Annotated in this window: 16 protein-coding genes and 2 pseudogenes; 14 read left to right on the forward strand and 4 right to left on the reverse strand. The window is 74.3% G+C overall.

Annotated features, from left to right (window positions below; translation table 11 throughout):
• Positions 1-135: 135 nt before the first annotated feature.
• The gene (locus tag KBY47_RS12220) at positions 136-1,362 is read left to right on the forward strand and encodes an MBL fold metallo-hydrolase (protein ID WP_210921075.1); all 1,227 of its coding nucleotides are present in this window, start codon (positions 136-138) and stop codon (positions 1,360-1,362) included.
• 21 nt (positions 1,363-1,383) lie between these two features.
• On the opposite strand, the gene KBY47_RS12225 is transcribed toward KBY47_RS12220, so the two are convergent.
• Positions 1,384-2,976, reverse strand: a complete 1,593-nt coding sequence (locus tag KBY47_RS12225; protein WP_374103073.1) for a SpoIIE family protein phosphatase — start codon at positions 2,974-2,976, stop codon at positions 1,384-1,386.
• Positions 2,977-3,268: 292 nt separating this feature from the next.
• Between KBY47_RS12225 and KBY47_RS12230 the strand changes: the two genes are divergently transcribed.
• Entirely contained in the window at positions 3,269-3,733 is a 465-nt protein-coding gene (locus KBY47_RS12230; RefSeq protein ID WP_210921076.1) for a Crp/Fnr family transcriptional regulator, read from the forward strand.
• 127 nt (positions 3,734-3,860) lie between these two features.
• A complete protein-coding gene (locus KBY47_RS12235) occupies positions 3,861-4,460 on the forward strand; it encodes a hypothetical protein (RefSeq protein ID WP_210921077.1) in 600 nt (199 codons plus the stop codon).
• Positions 4,461-4,540: 80 nt separating this feature from the next.
• On the opposite strand, the gene KBY47_RS12240 is transcribed toward KBY47_RS12235, so the two are convergent.
• Complete coding sequence (locus KBY47_RS12240; protein ID WP_308405134.1) at positions 4,541-5,206, reverse strand: CBS domain-containing protein; 666 nt, start codon at positions 5,204-5,206, stop codon at positions 4,541-4,543.
• A 363-nt stretch (positions 5,207-5,569) separates the two neighbouring features.
• On the opposite strand from KBY47_RS12240, the gene KBY47_RS12245 reads away from it, so the two are divergent.
• The 4 genes and pseudogenes from KBY47_RS12245 to KBY47_RS12260 all read left to right on the forward strand — a co-directional run bounded on the left by KBY47_RS12245 (position 5,570) and on the right by KBY47_RS12260 (position 10,234).
• The gene (locus KBY47_RS12245; protein WP_308405144.1) at positions 5,570-6,994 is read left to right on the forward strand and encodes an amino acid permease; all 1,425 of its coding nucleotides are present in this window, start codon (positions 5,570-5,572) and stop codon (positions 6,992-6,994) included.
• 74 nt (positions 6,995-7,068) lie between these two features.
• On the forward strand, positions 7,069-8,283 hold the full coding sequence (locus KBY47_RS12250) for an arginine deiminase (RefSeq protein ID WP_210921079.1): 1,215 nt from the start codon (positions 7,069-7,071) through the stop codon (positions 8,281-8,283).
• Positions 8,284-8,306: 23 nt separating this feature from the next.
• Positions 8,307-9,293 (forward strand): annotated as a pseudogene (argF, locus tag KBY47_RS12255) (ornithine carbamoyltransferase); the annotation flags it as partial.
• Between the two features lie 17 nt (positions 9,294-9,310).
• Positions 9,311-10,234: a carbamate kinase gene (locus KBY47_RS12260; protein ID WP_210921080.1), complete on the forward strand. Its 924-nt coding sequence runs from the start codon at positions 9,311-9,313 to the stop codon at positions 10,232-10,234.
• Positions 10,235-10,243: 9 nt separating this feature from the next.
• On the opposite strand, the gene KBY47_RS12265 is transcribed toward KBY47_RS12260, so the two are convergent.
• A complete protein-coding gene (locus KBY47_RS12265) occupies positions 10,244-10,621 on the reverse strand; it encodes an STAS domain-containing protein (protein ID WP_210921081.1) in 378 nt (125 codons plus the stop codon).
• Between the two features lie 311 nt (positions 10,622-10,932).
• On the opposite strand from KBY47_RS12265, the pseudogene KBY47_RS12270 reads away from it, so the two are divergent.
• The 5 genes and pseudogenes from KBY47_RS12270 to KBY47_RS12290 form a co-directional block, all read left to right on the forward strand.
• Positions 10,933-11,364: pseudogene (locus KBY47_RS12270) on the forward strand (pyridoxamine 5'-phosphate oxidase family protein); the annotation flags it as partial.
• A 158-nt stretch (positions 11,365-11,522) separates the two neighbouring features.
• Positions 11,523-12,152 carry a DoxX family protein gene (locus KBY47_RS12275; RefSeq protein ID WP_210921083.1) on the forward strand — a complete coding sequence of 210 codons (630 nt, stop codon included), beginning with the start codon at positions 11,523-11,525 and terminating at the stop codon, positions 12,150-12,152.
• Between the two features lie 211 nt (positions 12,153-12,363).
• Entirely contained in the window at positions 12,364-15,075 is a 2,712-nt protein-coding gene (locus KBY47_RS12280; RefSeq protein WP_210921084.1) for a bifunctional GNAT family N-acetyltransferase/acetate--CoA ligase family protein, read from the forward strand.
• A 25-nt stretch (positions 15,076-15,100) separates the two neighbouring features.
• Complete coding sequence (locus tag KBY47_RS12285; RefSeq protein WP_210921085.1) at positions 15,101-15,835, forward strand: CBS domain-containing protein; 735 nt, start codon at positions 15,101-15,103, stop codon at positions 15,833-15,835.
• 15 nt (positions 15,836-15,850) lie between these two features.
• Positions 15,851-16,360, forward strand: a complete 510-nt coding sequence (locus KBY47_RS12290; RefSeq protein WP_210921086.1) for a flavodoxin domain-containing protein — start codon at positions 15,851-15,853, stop codon at positions 16,358-16,360.
• 76 nt (positions 16,361-16,436) lie between these two features.
• Here KBY47_RS12290 and KBY47_RS12295 read toward each other — a convergent pair whose 3' ends face one another.
• A complete protein-coding gene (locus tag KBY47_RS12295; RefSeq protein ID WP_210921087.1) occupies positions 16,437-16,937 on the reverse strand; it encodes a universal stress protein in 501 nt (166 codons plus the stop codon).
• A gap of 223 nt (positions 16,938-17,160) precedes the next feature.
• On the opposite strand from KBY47_RS12295, the gene KBY47_RS12300 reads away from it, so the two are divergent.
• Positions 17,161-18,141, forward strand: a complete 981-nt coding sequence (locus tag KBY47_RS12300) for a nitroreductase family protein (RefSeq protein ID WP_210921088.1) — start codon at positions 17,161-17,163, stop codon at positions 18,139-18,141.
• 415 nt (positions 18,142-18,556) lie between these two features.
• On the forward strand, positions 18,557-20,329 hold the full coding sequence (locus tag KBY47_RS12305) for an ATP-binding protein (protein WP_210921089.1): 1,773 nt from the start codon (positions 18,557-18,559) through the stop codon (positions 20,327-20,329).
• Positions 20,330-20,361 lie beyond the last annotated feature (32 nt).

Consider the following 20,361-nt stretch of genomic DNA (forward strand, 5'->3'; position numbering starts at 1 on the left):
GTGGGCCGCCTCGGGCCCGGCCCCGCTGGATTACTGAACAGCGGGTCAGTATCGGGATGCTTTCGCGGTCATGTCAACGCGGCTCGCACGGGCCGACCATAATGGGAAGTCTCACCGACTCCACCTGGAGGTACCGTGGCCGGTTCCCGTTCCCTGCGCTCCGGGCTCCGCTCGCTGCGGCCCGTGGCCTTCGGCGCGGACCCCAGCGGTGAGCGCCTGGCGCGCATCCGCAGATCACCGCACTTCAAGGACGGCGTCTTCCAGAACCCCGGCCCGCCCACCCGGATGCGGCCGTCCGGCTCGGCGCTGGAATTCGCCAAGATCTTCTTCGACAAGGAGGAGCGGTCCCGCCGTTCCCCGACCGGCGACATCCCGGTGCACGGCACCACGCTCGCCGACATCGCCCGGCCGCCCGCCACCGGACTGCGGCTGACCTGGATGGGCCACTCCAGCGTCCTCGCGGAGATCGACGGGCAGCGGGTGCTGTTCGACCCGGTGTGGGGCGAGCGCTGCTCACCGTTCCCGTTCGCCGGGCCCCGGCGGCTGCACCCCGCACCGCTGCCGCTGGCGGCGCTCGGCCCGGTGGACGTCGTCGTCATCTCGCACGACCACTACGACCACCTGGACCTGCCCACCATCAAGGCCCTGGCGGACACCGACACCGTCTTCGCCGTGCCGCTCGGCGTCGGCGCGCACCTGGAGCGCTGGGGCGTCTCCGCGGACCGGCTGCGGGAGCTGGACTGGCACGAGGAGACCCGGGTCGGCTCCCTCACCCTGACCGCCACCCCGGCCCGCCACTTCTGCGGCCGCGGTCTGCGCAACACCCAGCACACCCTGTGGGCGTCCTGGGTCGTCGCGGGCGAGCGGCACCGCGTCTACCACAGCGGTGACACCGGCTACTTCGACGGCTTCAAGGAGATAGGCGCCGCGCACGGCCCGTTCGACGCCACGATGATCCAGCTGGGCGCGTACAGCGACTACTGGCCCAAGGGCCGGGCGGCGGACGAGGGCCCGGAACCGGGCTCCTGGCCCGACATCCACATGAACCCCGCCCAGGCCGTCCAGAGCCACCTGGACCTCCAGCGGGGACGGCCCGGCGGCGCCCTGCTGCCCATCCACTGGGGCACCTTCAACCTCTCCCTGCACCCCTGGGCGGAGCCGGGCGAGTGGACGCTGGCCGCCGCCGAGGCGGTCGGGCAGGCCCTCGCGCTGCCCGTCCCGGGCCAGCCGTTCGAGCCCGCCGGGGACCTTCCCGTACGGCCCTGGTGGCGGGACGTCTCCCGGCGGCTCACCCGCGCCTGGCCGGTGCCGGAGACGGAGCCGGAAACCGCCCGCGGACTCGACCTGGTCGGCGAGGACTGACCCGGCCGCAGCGGGCGCCGCTCACAGCTTGAGCGTGAACCAGGTCGTCTTCCCCTCGTCGGTCGGCTGGACGCCCCAGCCCGCCGCGAGGGCGCGCACCAGCAGCAGGCCCCGCCCCGACTCGGCGTCCTTCGCGGCCAGCCGGGGCCGCGGCAGGTGCGGGCTGCGGTCGCCGACCTCCACCGTCAGCTCGGTGAGGGTCCGGCAGACCCGCAGGGTGACGGGCCCCTCGCCGTGCCGTACGGCGTTGGTCAGCAGCTCCGAGAGCAGCAGCAGGGCGTCGTCCGCGCGCGCCGCGCACTCCCAGGAGCACAGCGTCTTCTGGAGGAAGGCCCGCCCCTCGGGCACCGCGGCCGGCACCGCGGGCAGATCGGTGACGGCGCAGTCGACCGGGGCCGCCGGGAGCTGGGCCAGCAGCAGCGTGACGTCGTCGTTGTGGCTCTCGGCGTCGGGCACCATCCCGGCGAGCACATGGTCGGCGACCGCCTCCAGCCGGGGGGTCGCGGTCCGGGTGAAGAACTCGTCGAGGACACCGGTGAGTTCACCGATCCGCTCCTCGATGTCGCTGCCCGGCGTCTCGATGAGCCCGTCCGTGTAGAGCACCAGCGTCGCCCCCGGCGGCACCTCGGCGCGGGACTGCTCGTAGAGGACGTCACCGACGCCGAGCGGCGCGTTCACCGGCGCGTCGAGCCGGTCGACCCGGCCGCCCGGACCCGCCACCAGGGTCGGCAGATGACCGGCGGAGCAGACCGTCACCGTGCCGGTGTCCGGGGCGATCACCAGATAGCAGCAGGTCACGAGCTGGTCGGGCACGTCCAGGTCGGCGACACAGGTGTCCAGCGCCTGCATCAGCTGCCGGGGCTGCATCCCGGTCTTCGCCAGCGCGTGCGCCGCCGACCGCAGCTGCCCCATGACGGCGGCGGCCTCCAGACCGCGGCCCATCACATCGCCGATGAGGACACCCACCCGGCCCGCGCCCAGCGGCACCAGGTCGAACCAGTCGCCGCCCACGCCCGCGCCCTGGGTGGCGGGCCGGTAGCGGCTGGCCGTCGCCAGCCCGGGGATCGACGGCGGGGTGCCCATGAGGCTGCGTTGCAGGGTGAGCGCGATGTGCCGCTGCTGCTCGTAGAGCGCGGTGAGTTCGGCCTCCGCGGCCTTGCGGTCGCTGACGTCCCGGACGGCGGCCGACAGCAGCAGGCCGTCCGAGGTCTCCAGCGGGCTGAGACTGATCTCCACCGGGAACTCGGTGCCGTCCTTGCGCACCCCGTGCAGTTCCAGACCGGCGCCCATCGGGCGGACCTGCCGGTTGGCGGCGTAGCCCTCCCGGTGCCGGGTGTGGTGGGCGCGGAAGCGCCGGGGCACGAGCAGCTCCACCGGGTGCCCGAGCAACTCCTCGCGGCGGAAGCCGAAGAGGGCCTCCGTCTGGGCGTTGACGAGTCTGATCGTGCCGGTGTCGTCGACGATGACCATGGCGTCCGGCGCCGCCTCCAGCAGGCCGCGGAAGCGCTCCTCGGCGACCGACGGGCCCCCGCCCCGCCGTGCCTCGGCGCACCGGCAGCCCTCCAGGGCCACGTCACTGTCCGGACTGGTCGGCTTCTGATCCAAGACGCTCACGTCCGAGCCCCCCTTGTGTACCGGTCGCGGCCATCACAGCGCAGCCGGGCCGTGACCACCCGTACATGTCGGCTTCTGTCCGGGCTCTGGCCGAAGCGTTACGCATACGGCCGGTCCTGACCGTCCGCCCGGGCACGGACGGACGGGGCCCGGCGGACAGTGCCCGACCGGGACCCCGCGAGGGGGCCACTCGGCCCAAGCCGTCCGCGCCCGCGCGGCCGAACCTGGAGACAGGGGCCCGGCGGTCGTGCCCCTCCGGCGGAACCGTCGGCCCGCGTGAGGAGGCGAAGCCATGACGACCACGATCACGCCCCGACTCACCAGGACGCTGCCCACCGAGTACCGGGGGCGGCTGATGAGCGCCGCCCGCGAGGTGGACATCCCGCCGGGGACCCGCCTCTTCGAGGAGGGCGCCCGCGCCGACCACTTCTGGATCGTGCGCTCCGGCACCGTCGCCCTCGACGTCCGGGTGCCCGGCCGCCGTCCGGTCGTCGTGGAGACCGTCGGCTTCGGTGAACTCGTCGGCTGGTCCTGGCTGTTCGCGCCCTACCTGTGGCAGCTCGGCGCCCAGGCCGTGGGCCCGGTGCGCGCCTACGAGTTCGACGCCGGGGCCGCCCGGCGCATGTGCGCCGTCGACCCCGCCATGGGAGAGGCGGTGGCCCTCTGGATCGGCCGGGTCCTCGCCCACCGGCTCGCCTCGACCCGCACCCGGCTGCTCGACCTCTACGCCCCCTACGGCAGCGGCGTACCGGGCTGACGCGGCCCGCCTTCCCCCCGTACGAGCCCTACGCCCTGGAGGAACCATGCACGGCCTGTCGCGTCCAGCGAGCGACCCCACCCCCGGTCCGCCCCGGACCGCGTGAGCGGAGAAGGGGGGCTCGGCCATGGAAGAGGAACGTCCCACCAGGGTCAGACGGCGGTGGCTGTGGCGGTGGCGGAGCAATCCGCTGCGGCGCCCCTGCGACCGCAGGGAGGCCTGGTTCGTGCTGGCCGTCTGGGCGTTCGCCCTGCTGGGCGGCGTGTGCACCGGCTGGGTGGCGCAGACCGCCACGGCGGACAGCCTCACCGCCAGCCGCTCGGCGGCGGTGCCCGTGTCGGCCGTCGTCACCGAGATACCGCTCGGCGACACCGAGGGGAAGACCACCGTCGAGTCCTACGGCGACCGGGCCTGGGCCGAGGTGCGCTGGACCAGCGACGGCACCCCCCACACCGGGACCGCGTGGATCGACGCCGAGACCACCGTGGGCGCCTCGGTCACCGTGTGGACCGACGGCAAGGGCAAGGTGATCCCCGAGCCCGCCGACCACGGCCAGATCCAGCGGCAGGCGGTCCTGCTCGGCGTCCTGTCCGGGCTCGCCGTCGCGGCGCTGGCCGTCGCGGGTGGCCGTCTGGTGCGGCAGGGCATGGAGAACCGGTGCGTGGCCCGCTGGGAGGCGGAGTGGGCGCTGGTCGAGCCGCAGTGGCGCAAGCGGATGCTCGGCTGATACGCGGGGGACGCCTTCAGGGACCGCCCGGCCACCACGGCCGTACGGTCCCTGAAGGCGTCCGGGACTGTCGGTGACGGTCAGCGCCGGGGCGGTGCGGCCGGGGCGTCGGTGAGGCGGAACTCCACGTCCACCACTCCCTCGACCGCGCGGATCAGCCGGGCCGCGACCGGGACCAGCGAGGTGTCCCTGACGTTGCCGGTGACGGTGACCCGGCCGTCCGACACCTCGATCGAGAGGGGCTCCGAAGGAGCGAGGAACAGGGACGAGACGATCTCGCGGCGCACCTCGCCGGCGATCTCCTCGTCCGGGCGCAGGAACACCTTCAGCAGGTCGGCCCGGCTGACCAGACCCTCCAGCAGGCCGGTGTCGCCGACCACGGGCAGCCGCTTGACCTTGCGCTGGGCCATGATGCGGGCGGCCTCGGCGAGCGGCGCGTCGGCGTGGACGGTGACCGCCGGGCTGCTCATCAGCTCCGCCGCGGTCAGCGCGCCCGCCTTGGCCAGGTCGGGCAGCCGCCGCAGCTGGGTGAACCGGTCGGGATCGCTGTCCCGGAACTCCTCCTTGTGCAGCAGATCGGCCTCGGAGACGACGCCGACGACCCGGCCCTCGCCCACCAGCACCGGCAGGGCGCTGACCTTCCACTGCTCCATGAGCCTGACGATGTCCTTGAACGATGCGTCGGGGCCGATGGCGACGACGGTGTGCGTCATCACATCGCTCACGACGTAGGGGCTGCCGTGCACGGTGTCCTCCTCGAAGCGACGGGACTCGAAGCCAGGGGCCTCCTGATTCCAGCGTCCGCCGCCGCGCCGCCCGGGGCCACGGGCCGACCGGCCCCGGGAGGGGGTCTATGGGCCTCGCGGGCCCCACCGGACCGGTACAGGGGCCGGTCGGCTGCGGAAGCCGGGACCTCCGGCTCGGTACGGGGACCTGTGGGCCTGTCCCCGTGATCGCCGCCGCGCAGAAGGATCGGGGGCGGAGCCGCTCGTACGGGCGCCCTCTCCCAGCCACCGGCCGCAAGGAGCACAGCCATGTCCCCGACCCCATCGGGCGGCACCGGGACCCCGCCCAGAGCGGCGCTCGGCCTGCCCGCCGCGTCCGCCCTCGTGATCGGCAGCGTCATCGGCACCGGCGTCTTCGCCCTGCCGTCCGCGCTCGCGCCCTACGGCCCCATCGCCCTGGTCGCCTTCGTCGCCGTCACCCTCGGCGCGCTGGCCCTCGCCCTGACCTTCGGCGCGCTGTCGAAGCGGGCGACGGCGAGCGGCGGGCCGTACGTCTACGCCCGGGAGGCGTTCGGCGAGTTCGCCGGGTTCCTCAACGCCTGGTCGTACTGGATCACCGCCTGGGCGGGCAACGCCGCGATCGCGGTGGCCTGGGTCGGCTATGTCGAGGTGTTCGTCAACACCGGGCACGGCAGGGCGTACTCGGTGCTGATCGCGCTGACCGGCCTGTGGATACCGGCCGCGATCAACCTCACCGGCGTCCGCAACACCGGCGCCTTCCAGGTGATCACCACGGTGCTGAAGTTCGTACCGCTGGTCTTCATGGCCACCATCGGGCTGCTCTTCATCGACCCGGACAACTTCGGCGCGTTCAACGCCAGCGGACAGTCCGCGCTCGGCGCGATCTCGGCGGCCGGGGCCATCGCCCTGTTCAGTTACCTCGGCCTGGAAGCGGCCTCCGTGGTCGCGGGCCGGGTCCGGGACCCGGAGCGCAACGTGCCGCGTGCCACCGTGTACGGCACCCTGGTGTGCGCCGTGATCTACATCCTCGGCACCCTCGCCGTCTTCGGCACCGTCTCGCACGCCCGGCTCGGCGAGTCCGGCGCGCCGTTCACCGACGCGGCCAACAACATCCTCGGCGGCAGCTGGGCGGGCGACGCGGTCGCCGTCGCCGCGATCGTCTCCGGCATCGGCGCCCTCAACGGCTGGACCATGCTGTGCGCGGAGATGCCCTACGCCGCCGCCCGCGACGGGCTCTTCCCCGGCGCCTTCGCCAAACTGCGCGGCGCGAACGACGTCCCGGTGTTCGGCATCGTCGCCTCCACCGTGCTCGCCTCGCTGATCACCTTGTTCAGCTACACCCGCTTCGAGGACGTCTTCACCAAGATCGTCCTGCTGAGCGTGCTGACCGCGGTCATCCCGTACCTGTTCTCCGCCGCCGCCCGCCTGTACTGGCTGCTGCGCGGCCGGGCCGGACTCAGCCGGCGCGCCCTCGCCAGGGACGTCACGATCACCGTGCTCGCCATGGCCTTCTCGTACTGGTCCATCCAGGGCAGCGGCTACCAGACCGTCTACTACGGGCTGTTCGTGCTGCTCCTCGGCCTGCCGGTGTACGTCTGGCTGAAGCGCGGCGACGGCGCGGACCCCGCCCCGGCAGACGGCACACCAAACGAGACGGCCCCCGACACCGAGCGGCCGCCCGCCGCCCCGCCGCGTGCCCCGGAGACCCCGCCCGTCGTACCCGCGCCCCGCCGCCCGGGCGGCTCCCGCAAGGGCGGCCTGCACAACAACCTCCGCCACCACGACTGACCCGCCCCCGGGATCGGCGACCCCGGCGCGCCAGGGACGCCGACCCGCACCCCACCACCGGAGGAACACCCGCCATGACCACCTTCCACGTCGACTCCGAGGCCGGGCGGCTGCGGCAGGTCGTCCTGCACCGGCCGGGGCTGGAACTCTCCCGGCTCACCCCGCGCAACGTCGACGCCCTGCTCTTCGACGACATCCTGTGGGCCAAGCGGGCCCGCGAGGAACACGACGCCTTCGCGCAGGTGCTGCGCGACCACGGGGCCCGCGTGCACTACTTCGCCGACCTGCTCGCCCAGACCCTGGACGTCCCCGAGGCCCGGGACTGGCTGCTGGACCGGGTCATCACCCCGGCCGTCGTCGGCCCCGCCCTCACCGACCCGGTGCGCGCCTTCACCGCCGAACTGGACGGCGAGACCCTCGCCGGATACCTCATCGGCGGGCTCCTCAAGAGCGACCTGCCGATCGCCGCCCCGCACAGCCTCGTCTTCAGCGCCCTCGGCGGCGAGGAGTTCGCCCTCGCCCCGCTGCCCAACCACCTCTTCCCCCGCGACAACTCCTGCTGGGTGTACGACCGGCTCTCCGTCAACCCGATGGCCAAGCCCGCCCGGCGCCGCGAGAGCCTGCACGCCGAGGCCATCTACCGGTTCCACCCGATGTTCGCGGACACCGCCCCCGCGCCCCTCCTCGACGGGCCCGTGGGCACCCTGGAGGGCGGCGACGTGCACGTCCTCGGCAACGGCGCCGTCATGGTCGGCATGGGGGAGCGCACCACGGCCCAGGCGGTGGAGAACCTCGCCGCCCGGCTCTTCGCCGACGGCACCGCCACCCGGCTGATCGCCGTGCAACTGCCCGCACAGCGGGCCTACATGCACCTGGACACCGTACTGACCATGGTCGACCGGGACGCCTTCGTCATCTACCCCGGCCTCGCCGACTCGCTGCGCTCCTGGACCCTGCGGCCCAGCGCACTCCACCCGGCGGGCTTCTCCGTGACCCCCGACCGCGACCTGCCCACCGCGCTCGCCGAGGCGCTCGACCTGGACAAGGTGCGGATGCTCTCCGCCGAACAGGACATCCGCAACGCCGAACGCGAACAGTGGGACGACGGCAGCAACTTCCTCGCCGTCGCCCCCGGCGTGATCGTCGGCTACGAGCGCAACGTCACCACCAACACCCATCTGCGCAAGCAGGGCATCGAGGTCGTCACCATCGCCGGTGCCGAACTCGGCCGCGGGCGCGGCGGACCGCGCTGCATGAGCTGCCCCGTGGAACGCGACCCCGTCCGCTGACCGGCCCACCCCGAGGAACCCCCATGACCGTCGACCTGCGAGGCCGCTCCTACCTGAGCGAACTCGATTTCACCGCCGAGGAGATCACCCACCTCCTCGACCTGGCCGCCGACCTCAAGGCGGCCCGCCGGGCCGGAACCGAACGGCCCCGCCTCACCGGCCGCCACCTCGCGCTGATCTTCGAGAAGACGTCCACCCGCACCCGCTGCGCCTTCGAGGTCGCCGCCGCCGACCAGGGCGCCGCCACCACCTGCCTCGGCCCCGGCGACACCCACCTCGGCACCAAGGAGACCGTCGCCGACACCGCCCGGGTCCTCGGCCGGATGTTCGACGCCATCGAGTACCGCGGCTCCGCCCAGTCCGTCGTCACCGACCTGGCCGCCCACTCCGGCGTCCCCGTCTACAACGGCCTCACCGACACCGCGCACCCCACCCAGAGCCTGTGCGACGTCCTCACCATGCGCGAGCACAGCCCCAAACCCCTCACCGACATCGCCTACGCCTACCTCGGCGACGCCCGCAACAACATGGGCAACTCCCTGCTGGCCATGGGCGCCCTGCTCGGCATGGACGTACGGATCGCCGCCCCCGCCCGGCTGCACCCCGACCCGGCGCACGTCACCGCCTGCCGGGAACTGGCCGAACGCAGCGGCGCCCGCATCACCCTCACCGAGGACGTGGAGTTCGCCGTACGCGGCGCCGACTTCCTGCACACCGACGTCTGGGTGTCCATGGGGGAGCCCGCCGAGACCTGGCACGAGCGCATCGACCTGCTGCGCCCCTACCGGGTCGACGCCAAGGTCCTCGCCGCCACCGGCAACCCCGCCGTCGGGTTCCTGCACTGTCTGCCGTCCCTGCACGACGACCGCACCCTGCTCGGCCGTCAACTGCGCGACGGCTACGGGCTGAACGGCCTGGAGGTCACCGACGAGGTGTTCTCGTCGGCCGCCTCGCTCGTCTTCGACCAGGCCGAGAACCGGCTGCACACCATCAAGGCCGTCCTCGTCGCACCCTGGAGGACTGAACCGTGCGCATCGTCATCGCCCTCGGCGGCAACGCCCTGCTGCACCGGGGCGAGCGCCCCGACGCCGACGTCCAGCAGGCCAACATCGACCGGGTCGCCACCGCCGTCGCCGCCCTCGCCCAGGAGCACGAGATCGTCGTCACCCACGGCAACGGCCCCCAGATCGGGCTGCTCGCCGTGGAGAGCGCCGCCGACCCCGCCCTCAGCGCCCCCTACCCACTGGACCTGCTGGGCGCCCAGACCCAGGGCATGATCGGTTCCCTGCTGACCCGCACACTCCATGACGCGCTGCCCGGACGCCGGGTGGCCGCGCTGGTCACCCACACCGTGGTACGGGCCGACGACCCCGCCTTCCGCCACCCGACCAAGTTCGTCGGACAGGTCCACCCGCGCTCCGAGGCACGCGCCCTCGCCCGCCGGTACGGCTGGCACATCGCCCAGGACACCACCGGCTGGCGCCGCGTCGTGCCGTCCCCGTCGCCCGAGCGGATCGTGGAGACCGACACCATCCAGGACCTGCTCAGCGTCGACACCCTCGTCGTCTGCGCGGGCGGCGGGGGCGTCCCCGTCACCACCGACCCGGACACCGGGGCGCTGCACGGGGTGGAGGCCGTCGTCGACAAGGACCTGACGGCCGCCCTGCTCGCCGAGGACCTCAAGGCCGACTTCCTGCTCATCCTCACCGACGTCCCCAACGTCTACGCCGACTACGGCACCCCCCAGCAGCGGCCCGTCCTCGACGCCACCCCCACCGACCTGCGCCGCGGCGGCTTCCCGGCCGGTTCCATGGGGCCCAAGACGGAGGCCGCCGCACGGTTCGTGGAACGCACCGGGGGACTGGCGGCGATCGGGGCGCTGGACGCCGCCCAGGAGATCGTCCACGGGCGGTCGGGAACGCTCGTACGGCCCGAGATGACGGTGCCGTGAGCCGGTCGGTCAGCCCGCCACGGCCACCGGGCCCGTCGCCGTCTCCGGCAGCCGGGTCCACACGTCGAAGACGTCGGCCAGGTGCACGGCCCGCAGGATGCGCGGGAACCGCGGGTCGGTGCTGACCAGCCGCAGCCGCCCGTGCCGGGCCAGCACCCGGTTGCGGGCCCGGCACAGCACGCCGATCCCGGCGCAGTCGATGAAGGTGGTGCCCCGCAGGTCCAGCACCAGGTCGGGGCGCGGACAGGAGGTCAGGGCGTCCAGCCGCGCCGCCACGAACGGCGCCGTACGGATGTCGATCTCGCCGCGCAGCTCCAGGACCGTGGTGCCACCGACGCGGCGCGCCGGGGAACACGGTGTCGGCCAGGTGTGCGTTGTCTCGGGCATGGTCGAAAGACAACCGAAGGCGCCGGGGGACCAGATAGGGCCGGTCGGCCCCGTCCGACGGGTCGACCGGGACCCGTGGGCGTGCGGCGCGTCTGCACGCGCCCCCGGGCGCCGCCCGGCCGCCCCACCGCCGCGGGTGCCGTGCGCTGGCCTTTTCCCCCGTGCCACCCCCTGTGCCGTCCGGCCACCCCCGCCAGGGCCGGTCTCCGGCCCGGACGGGACAGAAGGTCCCTCACACCGCCGACGGCGGCGGCTGACGATGGAAGGACCATCAACCGGCAGTGTGCCCCCAGGCGAAAGACGGAATGGCCATGTACCCCAACGACGGTTTTCGTGAACTGGGTCGGCAGGAGTGCCTGCGCCTGCTGGGCCGGGCCGACATCGGCAGGATCGTCCACACCCGCCAGGCGCTCCCCGCGGTCCTGCCCGTCAACTTCGCCCTGGACCACGACGGCGCCGTCCTCGTGCGCACCGCCGCGGAGTCGGAGCTGGTCCGCGCGGTCGACGGCGCGGTGGTCGCCTTCGAGGGCGACGAGGTCGACCGGGCCGCCGAGTCCGGCTGGAGCGTCGTCGTCACCGGGACCGCCACCGTGGTGACCGACCCCGCCGAACAGCGGCGCCTCGCCCCCCTCGGCCCGCGCTCCTGGGCGCCTTCCCCGCGCGAGGTCCTGCTGCGCATCGAACCCGAGCTGGTCACCGGCCGGGAACTGGTCGGCGGGCGCACCCTGTACGGCGTCGGCGTGCCGCTGTGGGCCGCCGCCGCGAACGCCGAACGACCCCTCGAAAATAGGGCTGTTCAGCCCAGCGGACGCGGACCTTCGGCATCCGGCGGCGACCGGCCCCGGACGAGAAAGTAAAGGTGTCAAGCACCAACCGGACCTTCCCCGAAGGGAACACCGTCATGGCCGTGCACAACACCCCGCACCAAGGTACGGGCTTCCACCTGCCGTCGCTGCGCCGCAACCGGACCGCCGCCGCACCCGAGTCCGACGCCGCCGCGCTCAGCGACACGCACACCGCGCGGGCCTACGTCTTCGGTTCCGTCCGGATCCTCATGGGCTTCGTCTTCCTGTGGGCGTTCCTCGACAAGACCTTCGGCTTCGGCTACGCGACCCCGTCCGGCAAGGGCTGGATCGACGGCGGCTCGCCGACCCTGGGCTTCCTCAGCTCGGTCAACGTCGGACCGATGGAGTCGACCTTCCACTCCTGGGCCGGCGACACCTGGGCCGACTGGCTGTTCATGCTGGGCCTGCTCGGCATCGGCATCGCCCTGATCAGCGGCGTCGCGCTGCGGCTGGCGGCCGTCGCGGGCACCGCGATGATGGCCTTCATGTGGATCGCCGAGTGGCCGCCCGCCAAGCACCTCTCGGACGGCTCGGCGAGCATGTCGACGAACCCCTTCGCCGACTACCACCTCGTCTACGCGGCCATCCTGATCGCTCTGGCCGTCGTCTCCGCGGGGAACACCCTCGGTCTCGGCCGCCTGTGGGCGAAGCTCCCGTTCGTCCGCACCAACGGCTGGCTCCGCTGACCGCCGGCGACGCGGTGGACCCACGGTCGGGTCCACCGCGTCGGGCCGTCCGCGCCCGGCCCCCGGGCCCGGGCCGACCGGCGGTCACCGGGGCCGAACGGCCCTCGGATCGCCCCCGGTCAGCCCCTGGGGCGCCGCCCCGCTCCGCCGGATGCTCGAAGTACCGGACCCACCCCGTGCTCCACCCCGGACCACACCGAGGAGATCCGTGATGACGACGGACGACGTGCTGCACCGCCCCCCGGTCCACGCCCTGCTCGCGGACGGCACCACCGTGTGCATCCGTCCCGTGGTACCCGGGGACCGCGCCCAGCTGGAGGGCCTCTTCCAGGAGATGTCCCCCGAGAACCTGCGCATGCGGTTCTTCGCGGCCAGCCGCCGGGCCGCCGACCAGGCCGCCGAGCGGGCCTGCGCCACCGGCCGCCCCGGCCACCGCGCCCTGCTGGCCGAGCGGGCGCAGCAGGTGCTCGGCCTCGCCGAGTACCAGACCGTCGAGGACGCCACCGACACGACCGGCCCCGCCACCGCCGACTTCTCCATCGCCGTGGCCGAGGGACTGCACCACCGCGGCGTCGGCACCCTCCTCGTCGAACACCTGGTCTCGGCGGCCAGGACCGACGGCATCACCACCTTCACCGCCGACGCCCTCAGCGAGAACCACCAGGTGATGCGGCTGTTCACCGACCTCGGCCTGCACATCGCCCGGCGTCTGGACGGCCCCGAGGTGCACTGCACCATCGCCCTCGACCCGGACGACACCTATCTGTCCGCCGTGGAGGAGCGCGGCCGGACCGCCGACGTCGCCAGCCTCGAACCCCTGCTGCGGCCCCGGACCGTCGCCGTGATCGGCGCCGGACGCAGGCCGGGCTCGGTCGGCCGGGCCCTGCTGCACCACCTGCACACCGGCGGCTTCGCGGGCCGGCTGCTCGCGGTGAACCCGCGCTGCACCTCCATCCTCGGCATCCCGTCGTACCCCTCCGTCGCCCTGCTGCCCAGGACTCCCGACCTCGCGGTGATCGCCGCCCCCGCCGCCGCGGTGCCCGGCATCGCCGAGGAGTGCGGCAAGGCGGGCGTACGCGCCCTGGTCGTCGTCTCCTCCGGTCTCGACACCACCGCCGCGCGGGCCCTGGTCACCGCCTGCCGCACCCACGGCATGCGCCTGGTCGGCCCCAACTGCCTCGGCATCGCCAACACCGAACCCGGCCTCGGCCTGGACGCCACCTTCGCCGCCACCCACCCCAGGCCCGGCACCGCCGGGGTCGCCGTGCAGTCCGGCGGCGTCGGCATCGCCCTGCTCGACGGGCTCTCCCGGCTCGGCATCGGCGTCTCCAGCTTCGTCTCCCTCGGCGACAAGTACGACGTCAGCGGCAACGACCTGCTCCAGTGGTGGGAGAGCGACGAGCGCACCGACCTGGCCCTGCTGCACCTGGAGTCCTTCGGCAACCCACGGGCGTTCTCCCGCACCGCCCGCCGGGTCAGCCGCCGGATACCGGTGCTGACGGTGGACGCCGGACGCACCGACGCCGGACGCCGCGCCGCCGCCTCGCACACCGCGGCCGCCGCCACCGGCACCATGACCCGGCAGGCGCTGTTCACCCAGGCGGGCATCACCGCCACCCACTCCATCGGCGAACTCCTCGAGACCGCCGCGCTGCTGCACTCCCAGCCGCTGCCCACCGGCGGCCGGGTCGCCGTCGTCACCAACGCGGGCGGCGCCGGGGTGCTGGCCGCCGACGCCTGCGCCGAAGCGGGCCTCGTACTGCCCCAGCCCACCCCCGATCTCGTCGACGAGCTGCGGGACCTGCTGCCCGAGGGCGCCGGGGTGGGCAACCCCGTCGACGCCACCGCCGCCGTCACCGAGACCGAACTCCGGGCCTGCGTCGACCGGCTGATGGAGCACCAGGGCATCGACGCGGTCCTGGTCGCCCTGGTGCCCACCGCCGTCGCCGCCGCCACCGGCGACGACCTGGTCCGCGCCGTCACCACCCGGCCGGCCCGGCGCGCCCACCCGGTCGCCGTGGTCCGCCTGGAGCAGGAGGTGCCCGTCACGCTGCTGCCCGCCGCCGACGGCACCGTCCCCTCGTACGCCGAACCCCGCGCCGTGGCCCGCGCGCTCGCGAGCGCCGCCCGCCGCGCCGCCTGGCTGGCCCGCCCGGCGGGCCGGGTCGCGGAGCTGGACGACGTGGACACGGCGCGCGCCCACCAGGTCACCGAGGAGTTCCTCGCCGCCCACCCGGACGGCGGCTGGCTCGACCCGCGCACCTGCGCCGAACTCCTCGCCTGCTACGGCATCCCCCAACTGCCCTGGGCCTGGGCCGAGACCGAGGACCAGGCCGTGCTCGCCGCCGAGCGGCTGCGCGGCGCCGACGGCCGGGTCGTGATGAAGGCCCACTGGCCCGGTCTGCTCCACAAGAGCGAACAGCGCGCCGTCCATCTCGACCTGCGCGGCGACGCCCAGGTCCGGGCCGCCTTCCGGGACCTGGAGACCCGGTTCGCCGGACTGCTCACCGGCGTCGTCGTCCAGCCGCTCGCCCCCCGCGGCACCGAACTGTTCGCCGGCGTCGTCCAGGACGAGGTCTTCGGACCCCTGGTGCTGTTCGGCCTCGGCGGCACCGCCACCGAGGTCCTCGCCGACCACGCCGCCCGGCTCGCCCCGCTCACCGGCCACGACGTCCACGACCTGATCGCCGGCCCGCGCTGCGCCCCGCTGCTGTTCGGCGCGCACGGCAACGGCCCCGTCGATCTCGAGGGGCTGGAGCAGCTGCTGCACCGGCTGTCCCGGATGGCGGCCGACCTGCCCCAGCTCGCCGAGGCGGACTTCAACCCCGTACTCGCCACCCCGGAACGCGTCACCGTCCTCGACGCCCGGCTTCGGCTGCTGCCGCGCCGGTCGCGGGACCCCTATCTGCGCCGACTGCGCTGACACCCGCCGTAGGGAAGGAAACGCCATGAAGCACAACAAGGTCGGCTCCGTGATGACCACCGACGTCGTCCGGGCCGAGTACGGCACCACCTTCAAGAAGGTCGCGCGGCTGCTCGCCGAGCACGACATCAGCGGGCTGCCCGTGGTCGACGAGGACGAGCACGTCATCGGTGTCGTCTCCGAGACCGACCTGATGATGCGGCAGGCGCAGACCCCCGACCCGTTCGAACCACCGGCCCGGGTGCGGTTCGCCGCCCTGCGGCCCGGGGCGCGGCGCCGGGCGGCGAAGTCGTCGGCCCGCACGGCGGGCCGTCTGATGACCGAGCCCGCGGTCACCGTGCACGCCGACGACACCATCGTGGCCGCCGCCCGCACCATGGCTCAGCGGCACGTGGAGCGGCTGCCGGTGCTCGACGAGGAGGACCGTCTGGTCGGCATCGTCACCCGGCGCGACCTGCTGCGGGTCTTCCTGCGCCCGGACGCCGAGATCCGGCAGGAGGTGCTCCGCGAGGTGCTGGAGCGCGCGCTGTGGCTGCCGCCCGCCAGCGTCGACGTGTCGGTGACGGAGGGCGTGGTGACGCTCTCGGGCGACATGGAACGCAAGAGCGAGACCGAGATCGCGGTGTCCATGACCCGCCAGATCGACGGGGTCGTCGCCGTGGTCGACAAGCTGACCCACCGGCTCGACGACTCGCGGCTGCCCGCCGCCGACGGGCAGTCCCTGCACGGCGTGGCCGACGACTGGCTGCGCAGGCTGTGAGAGGAGGCGGAAGCCATGGACGGAAAGGTGCTGATCGCCTACGGCACGACCAACGGCTCCACGGCCCGGATCGCCGAGACGGTGGCCGAGGTGCTGAACCGGGAGGGCGTCCCGGCCGAGGCGCTTCCCGCCCGGTCCGTGCCCGACGCGGCGGCCTACGAGGCGGTGGTGGTCGGCGGCGCCCTGTACGCCGGGCGCTGGCACAAGGACGCCCGCCGCTTCGTCCGGCGGCACCGCGGTGAACTGGCCGGACGGCCCGTGTGGTTCTTCAGCAGCGGTCCGCTCGACGCCTCGGCCTCGGAACGGGAGATCCCGCCCGTGCCCGGCGTCCAGCGCGCCATGACGGGCCTGGACGCCATGGGCCACACCACCTTCGGCGGCCGTCTGGAGGAGGGCGCCCACGGCACGGTCGCCCGGATGATCCTGCGCTCCGGCAAGGGCGGCGACTACCGGGACTTCACCGCCGTCGTGTCCTGGGCGACGGAGATCGCCAAGGAACTGACGGCGCGTGAGAGGGCCACCTAGGTAGGGGGGAGGTGCCTCCGGTGTCCGGCTCCGGCCGGGCACCGGAGGCACCGGTGCGTTCGCCCGCGGTGGACGGTCAGCCGACCCCGGCCCGCCGCAGCGGCCGGACGACGGCGAGCCCCGCGTCCCGCACGGCCGGGGCGGGCACCGCCACCACCGGTACGGTCGCCCGGCGCAGACACTCACGGCCGACGGGGCCCGCGGCGGGACCGTCCTGGTGGTGCGCCGAGTGGCCGAGGGCCAGCAGCGCCGCGCCCCGCGCCCGGTGCAGCAGCACCCGCGCGGCCGGACCCTCGACCAACTCGGCCCGGACGCCGCCGGCCCGGGGCCCCAGGACCCTCCGGACGGTCTCGGCGAGCAGCCGGGCCGCGGCGATCCGCTCCTCGTCGGGCGTGGGACGGGCCGACCGAGGCGCGTACGGCGCGATCCGGGGGCCGCTGCGCTCCCAGGCGTGCACGGCGACCACCTCGGCGCCCAGTGCGGGTGCCTGCGCGGCGGCCCAGCGCAGGGCGGCCGCGGCGGCCTCGGAACCATCGACGCCGACCACGAGGGCCGGACGGGTGGCGGGTACGGACATGACGGCCTCCCGGGAAGTTCCTCACCCTCCAGCGTGCTCCGCCCCGGCCCCCGCGCGCCTGGGCCCACCGGCACCCCGGGAGCGGCCGACGGGCCCTGGCCGGGGGCCGGTTCGCCACCTCCGTATGAGGTCCGTCGGCCCGGTCCGGGGACCTGCGGCCCCTGCTGTCCGGCCGGGGCGGACACGAGCATGGGGGCAGGAAGCTGGAGAAAGGGCGGCCCCCATGTCCGTCGTCATCACACCACTCGGCCACGCCTCCGCCTATCTGGTGCGCGCCGCCGTCACGGCACCGTCGGTCTACAACACCCAGCCCTGGTTCTTCGTCGCGGACGGGGACCGGGGCATCGAGCTGTACGCGGACCCCGACCGCAGGCTGCCCCGCACCGATCCGGGCGGCCGCGAACTGGTCGTCAGTTGCGGCGCGGCCCTGTTCAACATCCGCCTGGCCATGCGGCACCTGGGCTTCGCGCCGGTCGTGCGGCCCTTCCCGCGCCCGGCGCAGCCCGAACTCCTCGCCCGGGTGGAATGGGGACCGTACGCCCGCCCCAGCGCCGACGAACAGCGCATGTACGCCGCCCTGCGCCGTCGGCACACCGTCCGCGGCCCCTTCCGCAACGACCCGCTGCCCGCCGGGCTCGCCGAGGCGCTGCGGGTGCAGGCCGCCGAGGAGGGCGCCGTGCTGCACGTGGTGGACGACGCCGCGAGCCGCAAGCACCTGGCCGCCCTGGTCAAGGAGGCGGAGGGCGTGCACCGCAAGGACGCCGCGCACACCGCCGAACAGGCCGCGTGGACCTGGCGGTCGGCCGATCCGCGCCCTGACGGGGTGCCCGCCGACGTGAGCGTCGCGCACCCCGACTGCACCGGCTTCGCCGGGCGCGACTACGCCGGTCTGACGAGCATGTTCCCGGTCCCGCCGGGGCGTTGGCCCGCACCCGCCGGGCTGGTGGCGGTGCTGAGCACGGACCGGGACGACCGGTCGGCGTGGCTGCGGGCCGGGCAGGCGCTCCAGCGCATGCTGCTGCTGGCGGCCGCGCACGACGTCATGGCGGCCTTCCACACCCAGCCGCTGGAGGTGGGGCGGTTGCGTACCCGGCTGCGCCGGGAGTTCCTCCCGGGCGACTTCCCCCAGATGATCCTTCGGCTCGGCTTCGCCCCGGCCCCGCGGACCGTGCCGCGGCGCCCCGCCGCGGAGGTACTCCGCTGACCTCCGACCCCACCCCCGAGTCTTACGCAGTGTGATTATCTGACCGTGTCCGGAGGTGCGGCATCCCGCCCGGGATCCCGCCCGGAACGGTCCGTCTCCTTCTTCGGATTGACTGCGCGCGAAGGGATGAGGGTACGTCGAGGGGTTGACCTCCCTGTCTCCCGCCGACCTCTCACGACCGTTTGTGAGCAGGGATGTTCGCCTTCTTCCGGGAGTGTGACCGTCGCTCCGGGGTCTTGTCGGACTCGCGTACGAACCCTCATACCAGAGCGGGACGTGTGGCGAGGGACTTTGTCAACTGCCCACCGCACATGAGACACAGGCGACTACTGTGAGTGTCCGTCGGGCGACGAGGGGCCGGAACCCCGGCCCTCCCGACGAGGCCCCCGACCGACGGACCAGTACGAGGACACCGATGTCTCACCTCCGCGCACCGGCCGCACGCGCAGACCGCCGTGAGGGCGGCGGGCGGCACGGACGCCCGGTCGCCCGCACCGCCCCCGCACTGCCCGAGGCCCACATACGGTCCCAGCTCCTGCGGCTGGCCGTACTGCCGCCGGTGGCCGTCTCCCTCAGCGCCTGCGCGGCCGTCCTGTTCACCGTCCGCTCCACCGGTGCCCGCCCCGGCCCCACCCTGTGGGCCGTGCTCACCGGGGCCCTCTTCGTCACCGGCGTGGGCATCGTGATCGCCGCGATCGCCGCCCGCCGCGCCGCCCGCTCGGTCCAGGACCGCGTCGCCGCCCTGCGCCGCGGCACCGCCCGCCGCGAGGCCGATCTGCGCTCCCTCGTCGAGGCGCTGCGCCGCGGCGAGCCCCCGCCCCCGCGCAAACCGCGCGGCGGCCCGCCCGAGGACGCCGACGACTTCGAACTGCTCGCCGCCGACCTCTCCCACGCCCACGACGCCGCCGTCACCGCCGTCGTCAGCGCGGCCCAGCTCTCCAGCCGGGCGGGCAGCGAACAGAAGCTGGAGGTCTTCGTCAACCTCGCCCGGCGGCTCCAGTCCCTGGTGCACCGCGAGATCTCCATCCTCGACGAGCTGGAGCACCAGATCGAGGACCCCGACCTGCTCAAGGGCCTCTTCCACGTCGACCACCTCGCCACCCGCATCCGCCGCCACGCCGAGAACCTCGCCGTCCTCGGCGGCGCCGTCTCCCGCCGCCAGTGGAGCAACCCGGTCACCATGACCGAGGTGCTGCGCTCGTCCATCGCCGAGGTCGAGCAGTACTCACGCGTCAAACTCGTCCCGCCCATCGACGGCGACCTGCGCGGCCACGCCGTCGCCGACGTCATCCACCTGCTCGCCGAACTCGTCGAGAACGCCACCGTGTTCTCCGCCCCGCACACCCAGGTGCTGCTCCGCGCCAACCTCGTCACCTCCGGCCTCGCCATCGAGGTCGAGGACCGCGGCCTCGGCATGCCCGTCGCCGAGCAGACCAGGATGAACGCCCTGCTCGCCGACCCCGACCAGGTCAACGTCGCCCGCCTCCTCGCGGACGGCCGGATCGGCCTGTTCGTCGTCTCCCAGCTCGCCCGGCGGCACGGCATCACCGTCCGCCTCCAGAGCAACATCTACGGCGGTGTCCAAGCCGTCATCGTCGTCCCCCAGGGCCTGCTCGGCACCGTCCCCCAGCCGCCCGGCGCGACCACCCGGCCGCACCCCGCGGGGACGCCCGCCCCCGGCGCCGTAACCCCACCCCCGCCCCAGCAGCCCTACCCGCAGCCCCCGTCCCAGCCCACCGGCACCGCACCCGGACCCACCGCACCCGGACCGCTCCCCGTCCGCGGCCCCCACGTCCCGCGGCCCACCCCCGCCGACGCCGTCCCCGGCATCCGCCCCGAGGACCGCACCCACGTCGCCGACCACACGGACGCGCCGCCCGCCCCGCGCTCCGACGCCGTGCGCGGCACCGTGGACCGGCCCCAACTGCCCAGGCGCCGCGCCCAGGAACACCTGGTGCCCCAGCTGCGCGGCGGCCCCCCGCCCCGGCAGGACGACGAGCAGCACGTCGGCCACGACCCCAACCTGATGGCGGCCTTCCAGCGCGGCATCAGCCTCGCCGAGGCCCAGCAGGACCCGGAGACGCCGCCCCCCGGCGCCACCCACCAGGGCGCCGGACCGCTCACGCCCCTGGAACCCGTCCCCGACCACACCCCGGCCCGGCCCGGCCAGAGCCCACCTGCCGGATGACCGGCGCGACCCCCGCGCCCCCGTCCCGGCCC

Origin of the sequence: Streptomyces sp. B93 (assembly GCF_018070565.1) — a bacterium.
Taxonomy (GTDB): Bacteria; Actinomycetota; Actinomycetes; order Streptomycetales; family Streptomycetaceae; genus Streptomyces.

Coding starts and splice junctions, on each gene's coding strand:
- KBY47_RS12230 (WP_210921076.1), top strand. CDS start 3,269: ATGACGACCACGATCACGCCCCGACTCACCAGGACGCTGCCCACCGAG.
- KBY47_RS12235 (WP_210921077.1), top strand. CDS start 3,861: ATGGAAGAGGAACGTCCCACCAGGGTCAGACGGCGGTGGCTGTGGCGG.
- KBY47_RS12250 (WP_210921079.1), top strand. CDS start 7,069: ATGACCACCTTCCACGTCGACTCCGAGGCCGGGCGGCTGCGGCAGGTC.
- KBY47_RS12265 (WP_210921081.1), bottom strand. CDS start 10,621: ATGCCCGAGACAACGCACACCTGGCCGACACCGTGTTCCCCGGCGCGC.
- KBY47_RS12275 (WP_210921083.1), top strand. CDS start 11,523: ATGGCCGTGCACAACACCCCGCACCAAGGTACGGGCTTCCACCTGCCG.
- KBY47_RS12280 (WP_210921084.1), top strand. CDS start 12,364: ATGACGACGGACGACGTGCTGCACCGCCCCCCGGTCCACGCCCTGCTC.
- KBY47_RS12285 (WP_210921085.1), top strand. CDS start 15,101: ATGAAGCACAACAAGGTCGGCTCCGTGATGACCACCGACGTCGTCCGG.
- KBY47_RS12290 (WP_210921086.1), top strand. CDS start 15,851: ATGGACGGAAAGGTGCTGATCGCCTACGGCACGACCAACGGCTCCACG.
- KBY47_RS12295 (WP_210921087.1), bottom strand. CDS start 16,937: ATGTCCGTACCCGCCACCCGTCCGGCCCTCGTGGTCGGCGTCGATGGT.
- KBY47_RS12300 (WP_210921088.1), top strand. CDS start 17,161: ATGTCCGTCGTCATCACACCACTCGGCCACGCCTCCGCCTATCTGGTG.
- KBY47_RS12305 (WP_210921089.1), top strand. CDS start 18,557: ATGTCTCACCTCCGCGCACCGGCCGCACGCGCAGACCGCCGTGAGGGC.